16 protein-coding genes are annotated in these 17,512 nt (G+C 48.9%); 12 read left to right on the forward strand and 4 right to left on the reverse strand.

Annotated elements, in window-relative coordinates:
• Positions 1–63: 63 nt before the first annotated feature.
• A complete protein-coding gene (locus tag FOA19_RS11370; RefSeq protein WP_149090941.1) occupies positions 64–402 on the reverse strand; it encodes a tetratricopeptide repeat protein in 339 nt (112 codons plus the stop codon).
• A 62-nt stretch (positions 403–464) separates the two neighbouring features.
• Between FOA19_RS11370 and FOA19_RS11375 the strand changes: the two genes are divergently transcribed.
• Genes FOA19_RS11375 through FOA19_RS11385 form a run of 3 tightly spaced genes read left to right on the forward strand, consistent with a single transcriptional unit; the run spans position 465 to position 2,801 of the window.
• Complete coding sequence (locus FOA19_RS11375; RefSeq protein WP_149090942.1) at positions 465–1,202, forward strand: electron transfer flavoprotein subunit beta/FixA family protein; 738 nt, start codon at positions 465–467, stop codon at positions 1,200–1,202.
• Positions 1,203–1,204: 2 nt separating this feature from the next.
• Positions 1,205–2,179, forward strand: coding sequence for an electron transfer flavoprotein subunit alpha/FixB family protein (locus FOA19_RS11380; RefSeq protein WP_149090943.1), 975 nt, complete (start codon positions 1,205–1,207; stop codon positions 2,177–2,179).
• A gap of 10 nt (positions 2,180–2,189) precedes the next feature.
• Positions 2,190–2,801, forward strand: a complete 612-nt coding sequence (locus tag FOA19_RS11385; RefSeq protein ID WP_149090944.1) for a bifunctional nuclease family protein — start codon at positions 2,190–2,192, stop codon at positions 2,799–2,801.
• A gap of 403 nt (positions 2,802–3,204) precedes the next feature.
• Here FOA19_RS11385 and FOA19_RS11390 read toward each other — a convergent pair whose 3' ends face one another.
• A complete protein-coding gene (locus FOA19_RS11390; RefSeq protein WP_149090945.1) occupies positions 3,205–4,011 on the reverse strand; it encodes an ABC transporter ATP-binding protein in 807 nt (268 codons plus the stop codon).
• A gap of 41 nt (positions 4,012–4,052) precedes the next feature.
• Complete coding sequence (locus tag FOA19_RS11395; protein ID WP_149090946.1) at positions 4,053–4,781, reverse strand: MlaE family ABC transporter permease; 729 nt, start codon at positions 4,779–4,781, stop codon at positions 4,053–4,055.
• Positions 4,782–4,890: 109 nt separating this feature from the next.
• Here FOA19_RS11395 and FOA19_RS11400 point away from each other — a divergent pair, with 109 nt between their 5' ends.
• From FOA19_RS11400 to FOA19_RS11430, 7 genes are all read left to right on the forward strand, one after another.
• Positions 4,891–5,598 carry an SDR family NAD(P)-dependent oxidoreductase gene (locus FOA19_RS11400; RefSeq protein WP_149090947.1) on the forward strand — a complete coding sequence of 236 codons (708 nt, stop codon included), beginning with the start codon at positions 4,891–4,893 and terminating at the stop codon, positions 5,596–5,598.
• A 21-nt stretch (positions 5,599–5,619) separates the two neighbouring features.
• Positions 5,620–6,399, forward strand: a complete 780-nt coding sequence (locus tag FOA19_RS11405) for a DUF695 domain-containing protein (protein WP_149090948.1) — start codon at positions 5,620–5,622, stop codon at positions 6,397–6,399.
• 175 nt (positions 6,400–6,574) lie between these two features.
• Positions 6,575–7,291: an SDR family oxidoreductase gene (locus FOA19_RS11410; protein WP_149090949.1), complete on the forward strand. Its 717-nt coding sequence runs from the start codon at positions 6,575–6,577 to the stop codon at positions 7,289–7,291.
• A 9-nt stretch (positions 7,292–7,300) separates the two neighbouring features.
• Positions 7,301–8,221, forward strand: a complete 921-nt coding sequence (gldA, locus tag FOA19_RS11415) for a gliding motility-associated ABC transporter ATP-binding subunit GldA (RefSeq protein WP_149090950.1) — start codon at positions 7,301–7,303, stop codon at positions 8,219–8,221.
• A gap of 215 nt (positions 8,222–8,436) precedes the next feature.
• Positions 8,437–9,165, forward strand: a complete 729-nt coding sequence (gldF, locus tag FOA19_RS11420) for a gliding motility-associated ABC transporter permease subunit GldF (protein WP_149090951.1) — start codon at positions 8,437–8,439, stop codon at positions 9,163–9,165.
• Positions 9,159–10,868 (forward strand): gliding motility-associated ABC transporter substrate-binding protein GldG, encoded by a 1,710-nt coding sequence (gldG, locus tag FOA19_RS11425; RefSeq protein ID WP_149090952.1) that lies wholly within the window; start codon positions 9,159–9,161, stop codon positions 10,866–10,868. The genes gldF and gldG overlap by 7 nt, the downstream gene beginning before the upstream one ends.
• Positions 10,858–11,283, forward strand: coding sequence for a GNAT family N-acetyltransferase (locus FOA19_RS11430; RefSeq protein ID WP_149090953.1), 426 nt, complete (start codon positions 10,858–10,860; stop codon positions 11,281–11,283). The genes gldG and FOA19_RS11430 overlap by 11 nt, the downstream gene beginning before the upstream one ends.
• Positions 11,284–11,457: 174 nt before the next feature.
• On the opposite strand, the gene FOA19_RS11435 is transcribed toward FOA19_RS11430, so the two are convergent.
• The gene (locus FOA19_RS11435; RefSeq protein ID WP_149090954.1) at positions 11,458–12,504 is read right to left on the reverse strand and encodes a LacI family DNA-binding transcriptional regulator; all 1,047 of its coding nucleotides are present in this window, start codon (positions 12,502–12,504) and stop codon (positions 11,458–11,460) included.
• 351 nt (positions 12,505–12,855) lie between these two features.
• Between FOA19_RS11435 and FOA19_RS11440 the strand changes: the two genes are divergently transcribed.
• Together FOA19_RS11440 and FOA19_RS11445 are read left to right on the forward strand one after the other, a co-directional pair.
• The gene (locus FOA19_RS11440; RefSeq protein ID WP_149090955.1) at positions 12,856–15,957 is read left to right on the forward strand and encodes a SusC/RagA family TonB-linked outer membrane protein; all 3,102 of its coding nucleotides are present in this window, start codon (positions 12,856–12,858) and stop codon (positions 15,955–15,957) included.
• Between the two features lie 69 nt (positions 15,958–16,026).
• Positions 16,027–17,511, forward strand: coding sequence for a RagB/SusD family nutrient uptake outer membrane protein (locus FOA19_RS11445; protein WP_149090956.1), 1,485 nt, complete (start codon positions 16,027–16,029; stop codon positions 17,509–17,511).
• Position 17,512: the final 1 nt, after the last annotated feature.

The raw sequence follows: 17,512 nt of genomic DNA on the forward strand, positions 1-17,512 counted from the left end.
TTTTAAATCAATTTGGGTAAATTGCGGCTAAAACGTAAAAATAGTATGCATGCAAACTATTTTTTAATCATCTTCGTAATCTAAACCCATCATCTTGTTGTAGGCCTGCTGCAACTCTGAGAAGGCGTGGAGTTGGCCCGACTGCCGGCTCACCTGCATGCCTTTCTGGTACGCCTGTTTGGCAAGCTCCGGCTCCTCTAGCTGCAGATAGAGACTGGCCGCGTGATAGTAGGTACCTACGTACTCTGGATGTTCGGCCAGCAGTTTTTCGTAGAAGAAGCGCGCCTTCGTGGGGTCTGTAGGGCGGTATTCCGTCGCGATGGCGTACATGGTGAACGGATCGTTCGGATCTTCTTCGTAGAAGGCCAGGAGTTGCGTCAATCTGCTGTTGGTCGTTTCCATTTGATGAATTATTCTTTTAAATTGCCCACAAAATTAACTTAATTAAGCTAACCCTAAGTTAAATGAAGATCTTAGTTTGCATTAGCAACGTGCCTGATACCACCACCAAAATAACCTTTTCGCCTGACGGCAAAGCGTTTAACACGGCTGGTGTTCAGTTTGTCATAAACCCTTACGATGAATATGCCCTTACCCGCGCCATTGAGCTGAAAGAAGCCCAGGGCGGAACCGTGACGGTACTGAACGTAGGGGAAGCCGATACGGAGCCAAATATCCGGAAAGCTTTGGCCATTGGGGCCGATGACGCCATCAGAGTTAATTTGAAACCCACCGATGCTTTCCTGGTGGCCCAGCAGATTGCCCACTACGCCAAAGAAGGCGGATATGACCTTATCTTGATGGGCCGCGAGTCTATTGACTACAACGGTTTCCAGGTGCACGGCATGGTGGGCGAGCTGTTAGGCATCCCTACCATCGCGCCGGCCATTAAATTGGACGTGAACGGCTCTACCGCTACCTTGGAGCGTGAGATTGAAGGCGGTAAAGAGGTGATTGAAGCCGTGCTGCCTTTAGTGGTGACTGCCCAGCAGCCTATGACGGAGCCCCGCATCCCTAACATGCGCGGCATCATGACGGCCCGCACCAAGCCTTTGAAAGTAGTGGAGCCGGTAGGCCAGGATGCTAAAACCAGCGTCCAGAACTATGAGTTGCCGCCTGCCAAGTCTGGGGTGAAGATGATTTCTGCAGACAGTGCCGGTGACCTCATTAAATTATTGCGTAACGAAGCTAAAGTTCTATAAGCATGTCAGTATTAGTAGTGATTGAATGCGCGAACGGCGAAGTGAAGAAGTCTTCCCTGGAAGCAGCTTCGTACGGGAGCAAAGTAGCCTCCGCTTTGGGTACCTCGGCCACCGCCGTTGCCATTGGCGATGTGCAGGCAGATGCCCTTACCCGCCTGGGTGAGCAGGGAATCTCCAAAGTATTATTAGACAATGACACCCGCCTGCATGATTTTGTAGCGGCTGCCTATGTGAAAGTAATTGCCAAAGCCGCAGAAAGCGAAAACTCCACCGTGATTGTGCTGTCCAACTCCAACATCGGGGCTGCGATTGGGTCGCGCCTGGCGGTGAAACTGGGTGCCTCTTTGGCCACCAACGTGGTGTCTTTACCGCAGATCAACGGTTCTTCGTTCACGGTGCGCCGCGGCGTGTTCTCCGGAAAGGCATTCTCAGACGTGGAATTGATCTCAGATAAAAAAATTATCGCCGTTAAGAAAAATGCGCTGGACATTGAAACGGCATCAGGTGGCACCGCTACGGTAGAGAATTTCTCGGCTGACCTGGCCGATTCTGATTTCGCGACGGCTCCAAAAGAAACCATCCGCCAGTCAGGCGACATTCTTCTGACCGAGGCTGAGGTAGTGGTTTCGGGTGGAAGAGGCTTAAAAGGCCCTGAAAACTGGCATTTGGTAGAAGATCTGGCCAAAGCGCTGGGTGCCGCCACGGCCTGTTCCAAGCCCGTGGCCGATGTGGGTTGGAGACCTCACCATGAGCACGTGGGCCAGACCGGTATCACCGTAAGCCCTAACCTGTACATAGCAGTGGGCATCTCTGGTGCCATCCAACACCTGGCAGGGGTTAACTCTTCTAAAGTAATTGTCGTTATCAATAAAGACCCGGAGGCACCTTTCTTTAAAGCCGCAGATTACGGTATTGTGGGAGACGCTACTGAGGTTGTACCTAAATTGATAGAAGCCGCCAAAGCTTTAGACAAATAGAAGAGAAACTGTGAAGAAAATTGAGCTAGAGATTCTTGGTTTGTCCTCAAGCCAGTCGCAATCTGGATCTTTTGCCCTGGTTCTGGGCGAAAAGGAGGGAAGTCGCCGTTTGCCTATCATCATAGGCATGTTTGAGGCGCAGTCCATCGCCATCCAGATTGAAAAGATTAATCCTACCCGCCCGCTTACGCATGACTTGTTCAAGTCTTTTGCCCAGCAGATGGAAGTGAGCGTGCAGGAGATTATGATTTCGGATTTAAAGGAAGGGGTGTTCTTTTCCAAGATCGTGTGCACAGACGGCGAGAAGGAGTTTGAGCTGGACGCCCGCCCGTCAGACGCCATCGCCATTGGGCTGCGATTTGGGGTTCCTATCTACACCGTGGAATCTGTCCTTTCCGAGGCCGGTATCATTCTAAGTGATATGGAGGAAGACGAGGACGAAGAGGAAACCGATGAGATTCCAACTTCCGCTTCTACCACCGTATCCACGTCTGGTAGCGGGAAAAGTAACCTCAAGGAAGTATCGGTAGAAGAGCTGAACACCATGCTCAACGAGGCCCTTGAAAAAGAGGACTACGAACGCGCCGCTAAAATCCGCGATGAATTGAACAAAAGGAATTAAGCTTGTACCGCATAAAAAGAGAGCGTCTTAGGTTTTACCTAAGACGCTCTCTTTTTATAAATATATTATCCGGTTTATCGGCCTAAAAATTAACTCAGTAGTATCCAGGTGGGCTTCTATTCTATCTCTGGTTCAAGTTTTCAACTTGGACCTAATAATGACCTGAAGTTTGCAACTTCAGTGAAGCGCTAGCCTCAAAAAAGGCCTTGAAGTTTTTTTAAATGGGCCTAATGATTTTATCATGATTTTCTAAAATCAGACAAGAATCGAACTTGTCTGATTCAACTGTTTTTCTGGTAAAACATAGGAATTTCCAGATAGAGGAAAGCTAATCTGAATTTTCGTTTTAGGCCCGATTTGTTGTAAACAAGCCTGAAACAGATTACACTTGAATAGGAAAATTCTAGCGTTTCTCCTCGCGGCTTTGCTCGTCTTCCAGGCGTTCTTCGGCCTCAATTTGGTCCACTTTCTTGGCATCGCGCATCAGGCGGTTAGAGAAGATGAAGTCATTGAGCTCCTTCACGTTGGTGTCCATGATGGTGCTGCTGTGGCCTTCCCACAGTTTATGGCCTTTGTACAGGAACATTACATTGTCGCCGTATTCCAGAACGGAGTTCATGTCATGGGTTACCACAATGGTGGTGATGTTGTACTCCTGGGTGATCTCCTTGATCAACTCATCAATGGTGATGGCGGTGAGGGGGTCCAAGCCTGAGTTAGGTTCATCACAGAAAAGGTAGGTGCAGTTAGGCGCAATGGCCCGGGCAATGCCCACGCGTTTCTTCATCCCACCGCTCAACTCAGAGGGCATCTTGTTGCCGGCCTTTTCCAGACCCACCCGCTTCAGGCAGAACTGCACCCGGTCCAGACGGTCGCTTTTGCTCATGTCTGAGAGCATCCGCAGCGGGAACTCCACGTTCTCATTCACGGTCATGGAGTCAAACAAGGCGCTGCCTTGAAAAAGCATCCCAATCTTGCGCCTAATCTCCTGTTTTATATCCAGTTTGTTGTTCGCGAAGATGCGTCCGTCATAGGTGATGCTGCCCAGGTCTGGTTTCACCAGTCCAACAATGCATTTCAGGAGCACACTTTTCCCGGTACCGCTGGCGCCCAGCAGCATGTTCATTTTGCCAGACTCAAAGTTTCCGCTGATGCCGTTGAGCACCTTAACGCCGTTGAAGGTTTTATGGATGTTGTGGATTTCTATCATGTTGGTTCAACCTGAGGGGGTTGCCTTAAGTCAAAGTGTGCTTAGAGTAATAACTGCGCACAAACAAAATCGGCGATCAGAATGGCAATGACACTGTTGGTCACGGCTTTGGTACTGGCTCTTCCTACCTCCAAGGCGCCGCCTTCAGTAAAATATCCTTGGTAAGACGAGATGGCCGCCACCAGAAAGGCAAACACCACTGATTTGATCAACGCGAAGGTGATGTTGTACGCAATGAAATCTGACCGTAAACCAGTGATGTACTCCTGCCCAGACAAAGCGCCTGATAAACTTCCGGCCAGATACCCACCGAAAATGGAAAGGAACATGGCCGTGATCACCAACATAGGAAACACCAAAAACGCAGCCATAATCTTGGGCAACACCAGGTAAGAGGCGGAGTTGATGCCCATAACCTCCAAAGCGTCTACCTGTTCGGTGATGCGCATGGTGCCTAGACCGCCGGCAATACTGGAGCCTACTTTCCCGGCTAACACAATGGAGGTGATGGTAGGCGCCAGCTCCAGGATGGTCATCTCCCGTACCATGAACCCAATGGTGGACCTAGGGATCAAGGCATTGGTCAGGTTGTAGGAAATCTGCACGCAGGTCACCGCCCCAATAAAGGTAGAAACCACCGCCACAATGAAAACGGAGTCAATGCCAATCAAGATGGCTTCATCTATGGTTCTGTTGAACAGAATCCGGGGAGACTCACCTCTTTTGACAAGGCTGGATAAGAAGAGTAAAAATGCACCAAACGTTTTCATGCAGTTAGTTCAAAGAGGTCCATGCGGCACAACCGCATTAGGTGGTGTTTAGGCCAATCTTGGTTTCAAATGCCTATATTACGTTGAAAAAAGAAAAAACATCGTTCCCATGAAAAAATATATAGTGGTTACGGGCGGTACCAAGGGCATTGGGCGAGCCATTGTAGACCGTTTCGCGGCCGAAGGCTTCCATATCATCACCTGCTCGCGGCACCAGAGTGACTTGGAAAAACTCAAGTTGGAGATGGAGGAAAAGTACACCTTCTCCAAGGTATTCTTTGTGGCCGCCGATGTAAGCCAGCCAGGGGAGGTGCAGCGTTTCCTGGATTACATTCAGTCGCTGAAGGTGAAGGTAGATGTGCTGGTGAACAACGCCGGCTTCTTCATCCCGGGCAAGATCCATGAGGAGAGCGATACCGTGCTGCGTGAGATGATCAACACCAACCTGTACAGCGCTTATGACCTTACCAAAGGCTTGGTGACAGACATGATCCGGCGCCGCGATGGCCATATTTTCACCCTTTGCTCCACGGCCAGCATCATGGCTTACCCTAACGGCGGATCTTACTGCATCGCCAAACACGCCTTATATGGCATGACCAGGGTTTTGCGCGAAGAACTGAAGGAGCACAACATCAGGGTGACGGCGGTACTGCCGGGTGCCACCTACACCGCCAGTTGGGAAGGCGTGGATTTGCCAAAAGACCGGTTCATGAAACCAGAAGATGTGGCCAATGCCATCTGGAACGCCCACTATATCTCCAAACAGACCGTTATAGAGGAACTGCTGCTGCGGCCTCAGTTAGGCGATATCTAAGCCGTTACCTAAAAGAACATCATGGAAGAAAATGAATATCAGCCGGATTGGGAGGTCTATTTATGTCAGATTGAATCCAGGCCCGCCTTCATCGGGCTGGACCTGAACCTGAGCTCGGTGGCACCATTAGAAGAGCAGGATAAAGTCGTTGAAGTCACGGTGCCATTGCTTTCTGTGCGGGAAGATGGTTTTCCGGAAGACACGGAGTGGGAGGCCTTGGGTGAAATAGAGGACCTTTTAGCCGATATTTTTGAAACTGGCCTGGAAGCAGTTTTCGTGGGCAAAACCCTCAACGGAGGTTTCCGGAAATTCTACTTTTATGCCCGGGAGGTGCTGATGGTGGAGCATTACCTTACTGAGGTGGCGGAGAAATTCCCGCAGTACAGTTTTGAAGCCGAGACGTGGGAAGACCCAGAGTGGGAAACCTACCTGGAGTTCCTCTTCCCAGAGCCCGGGGATTTCCAGAAAATCCAGAACCTGAAAGTGCTCCGCAACCTGGAAGAAAATGGAGACAATCCGGAAGTAATCCGCCAAGTGGTACATTATCTTTATTTTCCAAACGAAGCCTCTCGTGAGAAGTACTGGCAGGAGATTGCTGCTAAAGGCTACGCAAAAGAAGAAGAACGTTTTGAGCCTGATTTAGCAGAAACGCCCTATAAACTGCGGATTTCTTTGGCTTCTAAAACCCAGGAAGAACCCATACATGACATGGTGCTGTATCTTTGGAGCCTGGCCCAGGAGTACGGAGCGGAGTATGACGGCTGGGAAACCTCCATTGAAAGAGGTGACACGACCACCTAAATCTAAGTACCCCTTTTTTGACCTTGAAATCAGAAAAGAGGGCAAAAGCAGAAGCATGCGACGGAGTGATCTATTATTTCACAATTTGGGCGAGGCCTTTATAGTTGGATCGCTTAAATTGAACAATTAGAAATAGGTAATTCTCTTTTGATTAAATTTGAGCAAATTCTAAGATATGGAACTAGAAGGAAAAGTAGTTGTGATCACCGGTGCCAGCAGTGGGATTGGTCTGGCTGCCGCCAAACTTTTGTTAGAGCAAGGAGCCACGGTGGTAAGCTGGAGCCGCTCGCGCCCTAAGATTTCGCACCCAGATTTCTATTTCTTTGAGTGCGATGTGCGCTTTGAGCACTCGGTCTTGACAGCCTACGAGCAGACCGTGGAGCGCCTTCGGCAGAATATCTCCGTGCTCATCAACAACGCCGGGCTGGGCATTCAGGGCGCCATTGACACCATGAGCCCCCGTGACTGGCAGACCATGATGGACACCAACGTGAACGGAATTTTCTACTGCACGCGCCTGGTACTTCCCCAGATGAAGAAACAGTTAGAAGGCCATATCATCAACATTTCCTCTATTGCCGGCTTAACGGGCATTGAGAACATGAGCGGCTACTGCGCCACCAAATTCGCGGTACGCGGCATCTCGCAGTCCCTTTTCAAGGAAGTGCGGCCGCACGGCATCAAGGTTACCTGTATCTACCCAGGCTCTACCGCCACCAGTTTCTTCGATGGGTTTGAGGGAACCGGCACCGCCCCTGAGAACATGATGCAGCCCGAAGACATTGCCTCTACCATTCTGCACGTGTTGCAGTCGCCGCCCAACTACCACCACGTGGATATTGAGGTGCGACCGCTCATGCCCAAGGGCCGTCCAGAGAAAAAGAAAGCCTAACCCGTACGCATGGGAATTGAAATAAAAGACCTGACCAAACTGTATGGGCCGCAGGCGGCCGTAGACCACGTCTCGTTTACGGTAAGCACGGGCGAGATTGTGGGGTTTTTGGGACCAAATGGCGCAGGCAAATCCACTACCATGAAAATAGCCACCTGTTACTTGCCGCCCAGCAGCGGCACAGTACTGGTGAACGGCCACGATGTGTTGGAAGAACCCAAAGAGGTGCGCCGCCAAGTTGGCTATCTGCCCGAGCATAACCCGCTGTACCTGGACATGTACGTGCGCGAGTACCTGCACTTTGTGGGTAAACTGCACGGCCTTAACGGCAGCTTGGTGAAAACCCGCACCGAGGAGATGATCAACCTTTGCGGCCTCACACGGGAACGGCACAAAAAGATAGGGGCCTTGTCTAAAGGATATCGGCAGCGGGTAGGGTTGGCGCAGGCGCTCATCCATGATCCGCAGGTGCTCATCTTGGATGAACCCACCACCGGTCTGGACCCGAACCAGATTGTGGAGATCAGGCAACTCATCAAGGAGGTAGGCCAGGCCAAAACGGTGCTATTCTCCACCCACATCATGCAGGAAGTGAGCGCGCTCTGTGACCGGGTCCTCATCATCAACCAAGGCAAATTGGTAGCCGACAGCCCGGTTGCTGACCTCCGGAACATGGGCCGCAAGGAAACCAGGATTCTGGCCGAGTTTGAAGCCGAGGTAGATGCCGCGCCGCTTTTGTCTTTGCCAGGAGTAGCGCGCGTGGAGCCCGCCGGACCTTTGAAATACCGCGTCATCGCTGATTCCAATACTGATCTTCGCTCTGCCATTTTCCGGCTGGCAGGGGAGAGAGGCTGGCCCTTGGTAGGACTACAGCAGGAAGAAAACTCCCTGGAGAAACTGTTCCAGGACCTGACCAAAAACGGTAAGTAGGCCTAACTGTTTTAGGCTCGTTTTCGAAAATAAGGATCAAAAACACTACGATTGGATTGCCTAAGAAATCCTTCTACAAAATAGAAACCCACTGCCGCCGTTTTGGGTTTGATTTCCTGAAAACAAGTAAAAAGTAAACTGTAACGGGGGATCCAAAATCCCTAATATTAACAAGGTTCTGATGCCGGTGTCTAGCTCCCGGCATCTTACAAGATATGTTCGCAATTCTTTCTAAAGAGTTTAACTCCTACCTTAATTCGCTCATTGGCTACATTGTCATCGGGGTGTTTCTGGTGGCCACCGGCCTGTTTATGTGGGTCTTTCCAGACAGCAGCGTGCTGGACTACGGCTACGCCGATCTGCAGAGCGTGTTCATGCTGGCCCCTTGGTTGTTTTTGTTCCTGATTCCGGCCATTACCATGCGGGCCTTCGCCGAGGAGCGGAAGGGCGGCACCATGGAACTGCTGCTCACCAAACCGCTTTCAGATACCCAACTGCTGCTGGGCAAGTACTTTGCCTGTCTGTTGCTGGCCTTGTTCGCGCTGCTGCCTTCTTTGCTGTACTACGTGAGCGTGTACCAACTGGGAGACCCAGTGGGAAATATCGATTCTGCGGCCGTGGCCGGTTCTTACCTGGGGTTGGTGTTTCTGGCAGCGGTGTTCGTGGCCATGGGAATATTCGCCTCGTCACTCACCGAGAACCAGATTGTTGCTTTTATTCTGGCGGTTTTCCTGTGTTATTTGGTGTACACCGGCTTTGACCTGCTGGCCTCCATTGACGCCTGGGGCACGGCTTCTTATTACATTGCGCAACTGGGTATTTCTTATCACTACAGCTCCATCAGCAAAGGTCTTATTGACTCGCGTGATGTATTGTATTTTCTAAGCGTGATCACCATCATGCTGTTGGGTACTAAATTGGTTTTGGAGAGCAGAAAATGGTAGAGCAAACGAACCCTGTCGCGCCAAAACAAGCTGTGGAAAGCCGCCGCCGCCATGATTGGACCTTCTTTTTGGTAGCCGTGGGCCTGCTGTTGGTTCTCAACTTTGTGGCCAGCAAATATTTCTTCCGGCTAGACCTCACCGAAGACAAACGCTATTCCATCTCAGACCAGACCAAGAACCTGCTGGGCAACCTGAAGGAACCCGTACAGGTGACGGTGTACCTGGAAGGCGAGTTTCCGGCCGGTTTTCGGAGGCTACAGAACAGCACCCGTGAGATGCTGGAAGAATTCCGCCTGTACTCAGACGGCAACGTGCAGTACCAGTTTGTGGACCCCAGCGCCAACACCAATGAGCAAGCCCGCAACCAGTTCTACATGCAATTGGCACAAAAAGGCTTACAGCCTACCAACCTGTTCGCCCAGGAAGGCGACAAGAAAGTAGAGAAGATTGTTTTTCCGGGGGCGTTGGTCTCGGCGGGTAAAAACGAAACAGCCGCGGTTCTCCTGAGAGGTAGCCAGGCAGCCCCACCCGAGGAACGTTTGAATCAATCCATTGAAGGACTGGAATACGAAATGGCTTCGGCCATCAGGAAAGTGGCGTCCGTCAGCGCTGGCAGGGTAGGCGTACTGCAAGGCCACGGGGAACTTTGGTTACCGCAGGCCGCCGACTTTTTGGGCACGCTTTCTGAATATTACACCGTAAACAGGGTAGACCTCTCGCAGGTACCGGATCTGAACAACTTCAATTTGGTGGTGCTCATGAAACCCACCAAGCCGTTCTCTGAACTGGACAAGTACAAGATGGACCAGTTTCTGATGAGAGGCGGAAAAATGCTGTTCATGCTGGACGGCGTGCGTGCCTCGCTGGACAGCATCAAAGAGAATGGCTTCCTGGCTTTCCCTTATGACTTGAACCTGCAGGATATGCTGTTCCGGTACGGCGTGCGGGTGAACCCGGATTTGGTGCAGGACCTGAACGCCAGCTTTATTCCTATGGTGACGGGCTACATGGGCAACCAGCCGCAGACGCAACTGGTGCCGTGGCGCTATTATCCCCTCATCAGCAATTTCAGCGAGTTGCCACTTACCCGTAACCTGGATGCGGTGCAGACCCGTTTCGTGAGTTCCCTGGATACCGTGAAAGCCGTGGGCATCAAAAAATCACCCTTGCTTTGGACCTCCCAATATTCCCGCAAGCGCGATTCACCGGTTTCTATTTCCCTGAACGATCCGCGGGTAGACCGTGATCCTAAATTGTTCAGCCAAAACGCCATTCCGGTAGGGTACTTATTAGAAGGAAAATTCCAGTCGGTCTTCAAGAACCGTCCGGTGCCGGCGGGTACCAACATTCCGTTCCAGGCCCAAGGCAAAGCTTCCCAGTTGGTGGTGTTCTCAGACGGGGACCTGGCCGCGAACGAAGTAGATCCGCGTAACGGCCGACCGCTGGAACTGGGCTATGACCGCTTCACGCGATCCCGCTTCGCGAACAAAGAACTCCTGAAAAACGTGGCTGATTACCTGCTGGATGAGAAAGGCCTCATTGAATTGCGTGGGAAAGAAATTAAACTGAGACCCCTGGACAAAGCCAAATTGCGCGACGAGAGAACCAAGTGGCAGGCCATCAATTTAGGCATTCCTTTGGCTTTGCTGCTTTTGTTTGGCGTAGCGAAGTTCTGGCTCCGGAAACGCAAGTATGCCCGCTAAGGTAGAAATCAAAGAAATACCCGCTGCTCAAACCTGGCACATCCGGCACGAGGTCATGTGGCCCGACAAGCCTTTGGCGTTCGTGCAATTGCCGGAAGATGAAACAGGCACCCACTTCGGACTTTATGTGGACCAGGAATTGATGTCAGTGATTTCTTTGTTTATAGAACATCAGCAGGCCCAATTCAGGAAGTTTGCCACCCTGACAGCATTTCAGAAACAGGGCTTCGGCCGGATGCTTTTGGAGCATGTTTTTGCCTTCGCCTCCGGTATGCAAATTACCACGGTCTGGTGCCACGCTCGTGCTTCTGCTGCAGGGTTTTACCTAAAGGCAGGAATGCGACCAGTAGTAGAGCCTTTCCTTAAGAACGGAATTGATTACGTGCGGATGGAAAAGGCCATGTGTAACTCTTAAGGGTTGCTAGTTGGTTTCCATTCTAGTAGCAACAGATTCCGCCTACAACACTATAGGTAAAAACCACTAGTAGGCTTCTAAAAAAGAACTCCCCGTTTCGGGCTGGTTTTTCTGAAAACCGGCCCGAAACGGGGAGTTTATATAATGGGTATTTTTTAACTTAGATCTAAGCCATTAAGGATTAGGTACTCTCACAGATGATTCTCGGACCACCAATAACGGCTCTAAGATAATCTTCTTAGGTTCTTCTAATACATCGGTACCGTTTGAACCGGCTGTCTTTTTGGCCATGGCTTCCAGAAACAAGGTAAAAGCTTCTTCTCCCATGCGGGCGGGCTGCTGATCAATGGTGGAAAGGCTGGGCGTAACGTAAGGGCTGAAAGACTCATTCCCAAAACCAATCATCCCTACTTGTTCCGGCATTTTCACCCCGGCCTGTTTCAGGTACTGCAATGCACCCAAAGCAGTAAAATCCACTGCCGCAAATATGGCATCCATTCCTTTGTTCCGGTTAATGAGACGCTCGGCACTGGCCCTGCCAGACTCAATAGAGTTGCGGCCATATTGGATCAGGTCATCGTCCACCGGAAGGTTGTAGGTTTTCAAGGCATCTACATATCCAATCAAGCGGTCATTGAAAATCTTTATATGCTGCGGTCCCGAAATATGGGCAATGCGGGTGTAACCCTGCTGGATAAGGTGCTCGGTAGCCATAAAGGCGCCTTTGTAGTCATCCACCACCACAGACGGGGAGTTCAGTTCCTCTTTTACCCGGTCAAAAAGCACCAGCGGTACTTTCCGCTTCTTCACATCATAGAAATGGTCCAGGTTTGGAGAGTCTTTGGCAATTGAGACAATAATGCCGTCTACACTGGTTTGCAGCAGGGTTTCAATCCCCTCCACCTCGTACTCGCCAGTTTCGTTAGATTGGAAAAGAAGAATGTTGTACCCATTGCTGCGGGCCAGCTTCTCTATCCCATGGACCACTCCCCCAAAAAAACCGATGTCTGAGCTAGGGATTACGATACCTATAATATTGGTGCGCCCCGACCGCAGAGAAGAAGCCAAACGGTTTTGCCGATAATTGAGGTTTTGGGCTGCCGCCCTGATCAGTTCCTTCGTGGCCGCACTAATAGAAGGGTGGTCATTCAATGCTTTTGAAACCGTTGAAGCGCTTGTATTTAGCTCTTTGGCAATGTCGTGTATGGTGGTTCTACTCATGGAGGTCTATCGATTTCGTAATTAGGGGAAGGACGCTTACATTGATATACCTAAACTTCAGAAGTGCATCTACTGCAAAGCTAATTAAACATCTGTTAAAATGACGCTTTAAAAAATCTATATTTTGAATAAACCTTCATTATTTGTTCGTAATTTTGGCAAAACGTTAAAAAAAATATTCCGTTTGAAGACCAAATAGTTTGAAATGCTGTAAAAAGTTGGTAAATCGGTAAGGAAATCGATTTCCCAATTTGGAAAAACATTTCAAGTCTTTGATTGTCAGTATAGTAAGTTTTTGCTGATTTTTTAAATAGTTGTCCAAACTACTTCATTTACCTAAATCCTTCATCTATGACTAATTTATTACCTGAAAAAAAGTTGGCCCCACAAGGCTGGCTTAGTTTATGGCAACTGAGGAAGGGTTCTTCCTTGTTGTTGCTGTTGTTAGCCTTTTTGTCTTTGGGCATAGGGCAGGCAGCGGCGCAGCAAAGAACCATTTCTGGTACAGTTACCGGTGACGGTACTTCTCCGTTGATTGGTGTGTCGGTTGTGCTGAAAGGTACCACTACTGCCACGGCTACTGATGTGAATGGAGCTTATTCAATTCCGGTAACCGAGAGCGCAGGTACTTTGGTGTTCTCTTATATTGGGTACATAACCCAGGAGGTACCTGTTGGCGCGCAGTCTACCTTAAATGTAAACCTGCTCACCGATGCTAAAGCCTTAGAAGAGGTAGTGGTAGTAGGTTACGGTACGCAGAACAAAAGAGACTTAACCGGGTCTGTTGCCTCTATTGATGAAAAAGACTTTAACGCAGGGCCGGTAACAAGCCCGCTGCAGCAGATTGCTGGTAGAGCCGCTGGGGTGAACATAAACCAGGTGGGTAGCGAACCGGGCCAGAATCCTAACATCCGGATCAGAGGGATCACTTCTTTGATTGGTGGTAATGACCCGTTGGTGGTTGTGGATGGTATCCAAGGTGACCTTGGGTTATTGAACCAAATCCCACCAAGTGAGATCAGCTCTATTGAAATCTTGAAAGATGCTTCTGCCACCGCCATCTACGGTTCAAGAGGTGCAGCCGGGGTTGTTTTGGTTACTACTAAAAAGGGTAGAGCCGGAGAAACCTCTGTTGAGTACAGTGGTGTAGGTTCTATGGATGTTATCGCCAAGAAATATGATATGCTGAATGCCTCTGAATACAGAGCAGCAGCTGAAGCAAGAGGAATTGAATTCAACGATTATGGTGGAAACACTAACTGGTTTGATGAAATTACCCGCCGCGGATATACCCAAACACATAATGTAGCTGTAGCTGGTGGTAGTGAAAACTTTACTTACAGAACTTCCTTAACTGGAATTTTGCAGCAAGGGATCATTAAGAATTCAAGCTATGATAATTACATCGGCCGTTTCCAAGGAACTCAGAAAGCATTAAAAGACAAACTTAGCTTGGATTTTAACCTTAACACATCTGTCAGAAGAAACGAGTATAATAATGGAAGCAGAGTAGGGGAGGCCACTAATCGCCGACCTACTGACCCCATCTATACAGATGAGCCTTTGTACAAAGACACCGGACCTTACTTTATTGACCCTAATAGTTTTGGTTACTTGAACCCTGTTGCTCGTACTTTGGAAATTACAGATGGCGATGTAACCAATAACCTGTTTGGAAGCTTGAGAGCTGAATACAGAATCATTGGAGGTTTGAGTGGTGGTGTATTTGGCTCTTGGAGAAGAACTTCTAGAGAAGGACAAGGCTATATTTCTGCCAGAACTACTGTGGAAGGTGCTCGTAACTTAGGTGAAGTTCCTGCCAACTTAACTGGTGAAGAGAGAGACAATTTCCTTAACAACCTACCAGATGGTATAGCTACTAGATTAACTAATAATTCAGACGAAAAGCTGTTTAATGCTTTTGTGAATTATAAATCAGATTTCGGCGATAATCACCTAGACTTCATTGGGGTTTATGAGTATCAGAAGCAGATCTATGATGGATACAGCGCCTCTGCCAGAGGTTTCTTGGTTGACTCTGATGACAACTTAAGTGCTTTGGCTTCGGCAGATCCTAACCTTTTCCAGCAAGGGAACATCAGTTCTTACAAAAACGACAGAATCCTTGCTTCTTTCCTGGGTAGAGCTAACTACTCTTTCAAAGACAGATACATTCTAAGCGGTAGCTTCAGGAGAGATGGTTCTTCTGTGTTTGGTGCAAACAACAAGTGGGCTAACTTCTTCGCCTTTTCTGGTGCCTGGAGAATCTCTGATGAGGCTTTCATGCGTGACCTTTCTGTTATCAATGACCTGAAACTGAGAGTAGGTTATGGCGAAACCGGTAACCAACAAGGTCTGGGACCATTGAACTCTGTACGTTTGGCCAACAACGCCGGTACAGCCTTCTTCGGGGGTACACTTATTCCTAACTTCTCTATCACGCAGAACGAGAACGCCGACTTGAGATGGGAAGTGAAAAAGATGTACAATGCCGGTCTTGATTTCGGTTTCTTTGGTGGCAGCAGACTTTCAGGTTCATTGGATTTCTATTATGGCAAAACCAGCGACCTGTTGTTTGACTACGCTGTTCCACAACCTCCATATCCTTTTGGATCTATCAAGGCTAACATTGGTGAGATCTTAAACAAAGGCGCTGAACTTGGTTTGTCTTATGCCTTAATTGACAAAGAAGATTTTGCTCTGAACCTGGCTGGTAACCTTACCACCAACAGAACTGAAGTAAAAGAACTGAGCGGATCATTGAACGGCATTCCGTTGACTACTAATTATGTGGTATGGGGATCAGGAGGTACCACAGGTGTGGGTTCAACCAACAACGCTATCTCTCACCTGATCATTGGCCAGCAATTGGGTACTTTCTACCTGTTCAAGCATGCCGGTATTGATGAAAATGGAAATCAAATCATTGATGACCTCAATGGCGATGGTTTGATCTCAGACGGAAACAGAGAAAACCCAGACCGTTACATAGCTGGTCAGGCTTTGCCAAAATTCACTTGGGCCTTCACGCCATCTGCCAGATACAAGAACTTTGACATGAACCTGGTGTTCAGAGGTGCCCACGGCCACAAGATTTTCAACGCCAGAAAAGCTACTTTGAGCACCTTGAGCCAATTGGGTCAGGTAAACGTGCTGAGAAGCTCTCTTGATCTTGGTTTGCAGAACCTGACGTATGCTACTGACCTTTGGTTAGAGGATGGAGATTTTGCTCGTCTTGAAAACCTTACTGTTGGCTACAATTTCAACAAAGCCAAGATGGGAGCCATCAAGAACCTGAGACTTTCTTTCACGGCCAATAACCTGTTTGTGATCACTGACTACACTGGTATTGACCCAGAGGTAAGCTCTACCGGAGGCAGCGGTTTTGGTATTGATTATGGTATCTATCCACGTACCCGCAATTTTGCTGTGGGAATCAATGCAACTTTCTAGAAACCTATGAATTCAACCGTCTTAACTTTTGTTAAGACATTATTGAGATAGAAACTCTAAGTATTCCTTATGAAAAAAATAATTTATTCACTTTTGATTACCGCCTCAGTGACCTACGTGGGTTGTACTGATTTAGAGGAAGGCACGTACGGTACTCAGGTGGCTGATGAATTCTACGCTACTGATGCGGGAATCAATGCTGCCCTGGCTAGTATCTATAATGAGGTAAGGGGAGACTGGAACGGTAAAGGGATTGCCGGCGCTGACAGAGGTTGGTATGACCTGAACGAGACTTCTACCGATGAAATGATTGTTCCTACCCGTGAAGACGGAGGCTGGAATGACAACGGTATCTGGCGTGCCATGTATCAGCACACCTGGACCGGATCTCAGGAGTTCATTGGCAATACTTGGAACTGGTTGTACAGAAGCGTATTCAAAGCTAACCTTGCAATTGAGTTATTAGAGAATGCCAATGCGGACCAGTCAAGAATTGCTGAGGCAAGGGTATTGAGAGCCTATTTCTACTATATGCTCATGGACGGATGGGGAAATATCCCTTTCTATACCCAAAACAACGTGACAGTAGACCAGATTCCTCAAACACCTCGTGCTGAAGTTTTCAACTTCATTGTAAAGGAGATTCAGGATAACGTTGAATTTCTGCCTACAACTAAAGGAGGTCAATTTTATGGCCGTTTCAACAAATGGGCTGCTTACGCATTATTGGCCAAAATTTATTTGAATGCTGAAGTTTACACTGGTACTCCACGTTGGACAGAAGCTATTGCTGCCTCAGACAAAATTATCAATGAAGGTGGGTTTACCTTAACTCCTAACTTGTATAACAATGCTGGTGCAAGTGCCGTGTTCGGTGACAGGTTGGATGACCAGGAAGTGATTTTGGCGGTATATGTAGACGCCCTGAGCGCTCCTCGTAACATCATTGGTATCCGCACCTTGCAGGGACCACATGGCAATGCCTTGTTTGGTTTCAGTACCTGGAATGGGGCAACTGTTCACCAGGACTTCTTAAACAAATACAGTACAGATGACTTGCGTAGAAAGCAATGGTTGGTAGGTCCGCAGCCCGGTGGTGTAACGTACACTTCCACGCTTTCTTCTATCAACAGTGCTGGTCAATCTGAAGGCGCCAGAAACGCTAAGTTCTTGCCGGTTCCTCCCTTTGAGCCAGGAAACAGCTCTTCAAATGACTTCCCGGTTTTCCGCTATGCTGATGTTCTGTTAACCAAAGCAGAAGCCTTGTTGAGAAGCGGTGGTTCTGAGGCTACGGCCAGAGAATTAGTGGATCAGGTAAGAAACCGGGCTGGTCTTCCAGACTTTGCAGGTACTTTAACCTTGAATGAAGTGTATGACGAGAGAGGTAGAGAGTTAGCATGGGAAGGTCACCGTCGTCAGGACATGATCCGTTTCGGGACTTTCACTGCGCCACGTGCCTTCAAGGCGGCAAGCGCCGACACTTACAAGCTATTCCCGATTCCGGCTGAAGCAATCACCAACAACCGTACTTTGGTTCAAAATCCTGGTTATTAAT

It is taken from the genome of Rufibacter hautae (assembly GCF_008271695.1).
Classification (GTDB): Bacteria; Bacteroidota; Bacteroidia; order Cytophagales; family Hymenobacteraceae; genus Nibribacter; species Nibribacter hautae.